Source organism: Bradyrhizobium sp. PRIMUS42 (assembly GCF_023006515.1).
GTDB lineage: Bacteria > Pseudomonadota > Alphaproteobacteria > Rhizobiales > Xanthobacteraceae > Bradyrhizobium.
On sequence record NZ_JALBGZ010000456.1, the window covers coordinates 1 to 5,313 of the forward strand.

The 5,313-nt window shown below is 64.7% G+C and carries 5 protein-coding genes; 2 read left to right on the plus strand and 3 right to left on the minus strand.

Going from position 1 to position 5,313, the window contains the following annotated elements; translation table 11 throughout:
* Positions 1 to 111: 111 nt before the first annotated feature.
* A complete protein-coding gene (locus MOV75_RS26440; RefSeq protein ID WP_247006866.1) occupies positions 112 to 1,344 on the plus strand; it encodes an FAD-binding oxidoreductase in 1,233 nt (410 codons plus the stop codon).
* A 66-nt stretch (positions 1,345 to 1,410) separates the two neighbouring features.
* On the opposite strand, the gene MOV75_RS26445 is transcribed toward MOV75_RS26440, so the two are convergent.
* The 3 genes from MOV75_RS26445 to MOV75_RS26455 form a co-directional block, all read right to left on the minus strand.
* Complete coding sequence (locus MOV75_RS26445; RefSeq protein WP_247006867.1) at positions 1,411 to 2,745, minus strand: dicarboxylate/amino acid:cation symporter; 1,335 nt, start codon at positions 2,743 to 2,745, stop codon at positions 1,411 to 1,413.
* Between the two features lie 84 nt (positions 2,746 to 2,829).
* Positions 2,830 to 3,387 (minus strand): biotin transporter BioY, encoded by a 558-nt coding sequence (locus tag MOV75_RS26450; protein WP_246930979.1) that lies wholly within the window; start codon positions 3,385 to 3,387, stop codon positions 2,830 to 2,832.
* 86 nt (positions 3,388 to 3,473) lie between these two features.
* Positions 3,474 to 4,661: a pyridoxal phosphate-dependent aminotransferase gene (locus tag MOV75_RS26455; protein WP_247006869.1), complete on the minus strand. Its 1,188-nt coding sequence runs from the start codon at positions 4,659 to 4,661 to the stop codon at positions 3,474 to 3,476.
* A gap of 192 nt (positions 4,662 to 4,853) precedes the next feature.
* Here MOV75_RS26455 and MOV75_RS26460 point away from each other — a divergent pair.
* Positions 4,854 to 5,313, plus strand: a 460-nt coding sequence (locus tag MOV75_RS26460) for a M48 family metalloprotease (RefSeq protein ID WP_247006870.1), incomplete at its 3' end; no start/stop codon positions are given.

A 5,313-nucleotide genomic window follows, 5' to 3' on the forward strand; every position in this document is an offset into this window, starting at 1 on the left:
CCGCCGCGCGGGCTGGTGGTCCCGCCGGTTCGGCGGCGGCGAGTAAGGGGATCATCCAGATGAAACCGCCCGGCCAAACCGGGCGGTTTTGATTTGGCGAGGTAGGTTCCAATGCAGAGCGCAATCGTTCTCGGCGGTGGCATGATCGGCGTGAGTGCGGCGCTGCATCTGCAGCAGCGCGGCTGGACCATCACCCTCGTCGATCGCAAGGAGCCGGGCCGCGAGACCAGCTATGGCAATGCCGGAATGATCCAGGCCGAAGCGGTCCGCCCCTATCCGATGCCGCGCGACCTTGCGACGCTGCTGAAGATCGCGACCGGCCGCACCAACGATGTGCGCTACAGCCTGTCGTCGCTTCACCGCCATGTCGAGCCCTTGCTCCGCTACTGGTGGCACTCGGCGCCGAAGCGGCATCGCGAGGCGATCGAGGCCTGGGCACGGCTGATCGCCTACGCGACCGCGGAGCACGACATCCTCATTCGCGAAGCCCATGCCGACAATCTGATCCGCCGCGCCGGCTATCGCATGCTGCATCGCGATGCCGCTTCATTCGACCTCGCGATCAAGACGGCGGAGGAAGATCAACACGAATTCGGCGTGAATTTTCGCGTGCTCTCCGGCAGCGAGCTTGCCAAGGCCGAGCCGATCCTGCGCGACGATCTTCCCGGCGCGATCCATTGGCTCGACACCTGGACCGTGTCCGATCCGGGGGCGCTCGTCACGGCGTATGCCGAGCTGTTCGAGCGTCTCGGCGGCACCATTGTTCTCGGGAACGCCCAGAGCCTGCGCCAGACCGCGACCGGCTGGTCCGTCGATGCGGACCAGGGGCGCCTCGATGCCCCTCATGCCGTCGTGACGCTCGGACCATGGTCGCCCGATCTGCTGCACAAGTTCGGCTATCGCATTCCACTGGTACGCAAGCGCGGCTACCACATGCATTACAGCGGCGGCGCCTCGCTCGACCTGCCTCTCGTCGACAAGGGCGGCGGCTACGCCATGGGACCGATGGCCAAGGGCATTCGCATCACCACAGGAGCCGAGCTGACGAGCCCGGACGCGCTCGCAACGCCCGTGCAGCTCGCCAGCGCGGAAGGCTCCGCACGCGAGCTGATCGACCTCGGCAAGCGCGTCGAGCCGGATCCGTGGTTCGGCACCCGTCCCTGCACGCCCGACATGCTGCCGGTGCTTGGGCAAGCGCCGCGTCATCCCGGCCTCTGGATGAATTTCGGCCACGGCCACCAGGGCTTTACCCTGGGACCGGCGACCGGACGCCTGCTCGCCGAGATCATGAGCGGCGAGACGCCGGCGATTGATCCCGCGCCGTACCGGCCGGAGCGGTTCTAGCCCCAAAAAGAAAGGACTGATCGAGGATCTCGACCAGCCCTTTTCGCTCCAAGCCCGGGGGCGCGATCAGTCCGTCGTGATCGCCGTCTCCATGTCGGTCGGATCGATCTGCTTGGAAAGGTTGGCGTTGAGCTTGTCGCGGTCGAGCTCACCCTCCCACCAGGCAACGACCACGCAGGCGACGCCGTTGCCGCACAGATTGGTCAGCGCGCGGCACTCGCTCATGAACTTGTCGATGCCGAGCACGATCGCCATGCCCGGCACGAGGCGCGGATCGACCACGGCCAGCGTCGCCGCCAGCGTGATGAAGCCCGCGCCGGTGATGCCGGAGGCACCTTTCGACGTCAGCATCGCCACGACCAGGATGGTCAATTGCTGGCTGAAGCTGAGATCGTAGCCGAGCGCCTGCGCGATGAAGAGCGTCGCCAACGTCATGTAGATATTGGTGCCGTCGAGATTGAACGAGTAACCCGTGGGCACCACGAGGCCGACCACCGACTTGGAACAGCCGAGCCGCTCCAGCTTTTCCATCAGGGACGGCAGCGCGCTTTCCGAGGACGAGGTGCCGAGCACGATCAGCAATTCGTCCTTGATGTAGGCCAGGAACTTGAAGATCGAGAACCCTGCCAGACGTGCGATGATGCCGAGCACGACGAAAACGAACAGCGCCGCGGTGACATAGAACGTGGCGATCAGCCCGACCAGATTGAGGATCGCGCCGGTGCCGAACTTGCCGATCGTATAGGCCATCGCACCGAACGCGCCGATTGGCGCTGCACGCATCACGATGGAGATGACGCCGAACACGGCATGAGCGGCGTCGTCGATGAAGCTGCGGATGGTGTGGCCGCGCTCGCCGAGGCTCATGACCGCGAAGCCGAACAGCACCGAGAACAGCAGCACCTGCAGGATTTCGCCTTGCGCGAAGGCGCCGACCACGGTGTCGGGAATGATGTGCAGCACGAAGTCGACGGACTTCTGACCGGCGGCCTGCTTGGCGTAATTTGCAACGGCCGCCTCGTTGGCCGCTCCACCGCCGAAGCCCGCGCCCGGCTTCACCAAATTGCCGATGATGAGTCCGATCACCAGGGCGAAGGTCGAGACGACCTCGAAATAGACCAGTGCCTTGACGCCGATGCGGCCGACTTTTTTGGCGTCCTGGATATGGGCAATGCCGGAGACGACGGTGCAGAAGATGATCGGGGCGATCACCATCTTGATCAGCTTGATGAAGCCGTCACCGAGCGCCTTGATCCATTCGTTGGTGGCGAGCTGTGGCCACAGCCAGCCGACGATGGCGCCGAGCACGATGGCGATCAGCACTTGGATGTAGAGAACCTTGTACCACGGCTTTGCTGCGGGCGGCGCGATCGGCGCCTCCGCCATCGTTGTCGTCGTCATCGTTTCACTCCCCCTCAAAACTTTGGGCCAGCCAAGATCAACTTGGCCGGCCCTGTCAATCGGAACTGCTCGCTTTTGCCGGTTTTACCTTCGGCGCTCTATCAGCCTGCGCGCGGCTGGCATCAGCGTCGCGCCAAGCGCGTTCTTGACCAGCGAAGCCGCAACGAACGGCACGATGCCGACCTGCCAGGATTTCGCAACGCTCAGCCCGAGGCCAAACGCCAGCCAGCCGAAGCCGGCGGCCAGAATGACGATATGGCCGACAGCCATTGCTGCAAACAAAAGCGGCACGCTGCGATCCCAGCCGCGCTCGGCGAGCCAGCCGGTCACGAAAGCGGCCGCAATGAAACCGAACAGATATCCCGCGGTCGGGCCGAGCAGCGGTGCAATGCCACCCACCGGCCCGGCAAATACCGGCGCGCCAAGCGCGCCTTCGGCAAGGTAGGCGATCATGGTTGCGCTGCCAAGACGCCAGCCGTAGGCAGCACCGATCATCAGCACCACCAGCGTCTGCAACGTCATGGGGACATAGGGCAGCGGCAGGCTGACCTTCGCTGATAGCGCCATCAAGGCGGTGCCGAGCGCGATCAGCACGACGGCGCGCACTGCGCCAACGGTTTCGCCCGGCCGGGTCGGCCACATCAATGCGGCCAGAGAAAAATGCGGCGCAACGGTCGAGGCAGATCGGTCAGACAAGATGAACTCCGGAAGTGGTCGAAAACTGGCGGCTATTTAAGCCAGTGAGCGATCCGGTCAACTGCCTCGCGCATCTCCCCGGGCGAGCGCGCATAGGAAAGACGAATGAACGAGCGGCCGTGAACGGGATCGAAATCAAGGCCGGGCGTGGCCGCAACGCGTGCCTGCTCCAGCATCTGCTTGGCGAACTCGAAACTGTCGGAGGTGAAGTCCGAGACGTCGGCATAGAGATAAAATGCACCATCGGCCGGTAGGAACTTGCTGAGGCCAGCTTTCGGCAATCCCTCGATCAAAATCCGCCGGTTCTCCTGATAGCCGTGCTTGATCGCCTCCATCTCGGCCGCACCGTCGAAAGCGGCTTCAGCGGCAATCTGCGAGAGCGACGGCACCGAGATCGACAGATTCTGCTGCAGCCGCTCGATCGGCCGCACCAGGATTTCAGGCACGACCATCCAGCCGACGCGCCAGCCCGTCATGCAGAAATACTTCGAGAACGAGTTGATCACGAGTGCGTGCTCGGAGAGTGCTGCGGCGGTGACGGCCGGAAACGCATAGTCGAGCCCGTGATAGATCTCGTCCGAGATGAAGCGGATGCCCGCGCCTTCGGCGGCCGCAATCAGACCAGCGAGCGCTTCGCGGGACATCATCGTCCCCGTCGGATTGGCGGGGCTGCCGACCAGCACACCCTTCAGCGGCGCCTTGCGATGGGCCGCGAGCAGCGCCTCGCCGGTGAGCGCATGGCGCGTCTCGTTCGTGGTCTCGATCAGCACCGGCTCGCAACCGAGCGCGGTGAGGATATGTCGGTAAGGCGGATAACCCGGCACCGTCACGGCAACGCGGTCACCCGGCTCGAACATCGCCAGGAAAGCCAAAATGAACCCACCCGAGGAGCCGGTGGTCACCACGACCCGCTCGGGGCTGACGTCACAGCCATAGGCATCGCGATAATGGCGTGCGATGCGCTCGCGCAGACTGGGGATGCCGAGCGCCGAGGTATAATCGATCCGCCCGGCCTCGAGCGCCGCATGGGCGGCCGCAATCGCGGTCTTGGGCGCGCCGGCCGCGGGCTGGCCGACCTCCATGTGGATGACATGGCCGCCAGCGGCCTCGATTCGGGCCGCCGCGGCCATGACGTCCATCACCATGAACGGGGGAACATCGCTCCGGCGGGAGGGCTCGAGCCACTGCCCCAACCGGTTCCTCAAGGTCGCATCGTGCATCGATTTCTGCTATTCGCTGGCGGACCGGTCCGTCCGGTCCGGGAAACGGGGCGCTTGCGCCCCAGACTGGCCGCATTGTACGGGTCATAAGGGGAACGGCCCGCAAGGGCATATCGCGTATCCGGTCCGCCGCCAATCGCCAAAACCAATCACGAAACTGCTTGATCAAGACCGTTTGACCCAGACCGCCTGATGTTGCTCCAGATCGCATTGCGCAAGAAGGCCTCCGCCCTCACCGCCCTCATCATGGCTGCGGCGACCGCACTGACGCCGTTCTCGGCCGCGCACGCGCAAGCCAAGGGGCCGCCGGTCCTGCGCGACACCGAGACCGAGCAGCTGCTGCGCGAATACACGCGCCCGATCCTGCGCGCTGCAGGTCTGGAGAAGCAGAACATCCAGATGGTGATCCTCAACGACAACTCGTTCAACGCGTTCGTCGCCGACGGCCGCCGCATCTTCGTCAATTACGGCGCGATCCTTCAATCGGAGACGCCGAACCAGATCATCGGTGTGCTCGCGCACGAAACCGGGCATTTGGCCGGCGGCCATTTGTCCAAGCTGCGCGAGCAACTCGCCGCCGCCCAGACCCAGATGATCATCGCGATGCTGCTCGGTGCCGGCGCGATCGCCGCGGGCAGCACCCAGCGCAGCA

Coding starts and splice junctions, on each gene's coding strand:
- MOV75_RS26440 (WP_247006866.1), top strand. CDS start 112: ATGCAGAGCGCAATCGTTCTCGGCGGTGGCATGATCGGCGTGAGTGCG.
- MOV75_RS26445 (WP_247006867.1), bottom strand. CDS start 2,745: ATGACGACGACAACGATGGCGGAGGCGCCGATCGCGCCGCCCGCAGCA.
- MOV75_RS26450 (WP_246930979.1), bottom strand. CDS start 3,387: ATGTGGCCGACCCGGCCGGGCGAAACCGTTGGCGCAGTGCGCGCCGTC.
- MOV75_RS26455 (WP_247006869.1), bottom strand. CDS start 4,661: ATGCACGATGCGACCTTGAGGAACCGGTTGGGGCAGTGGCTCGAGCCC.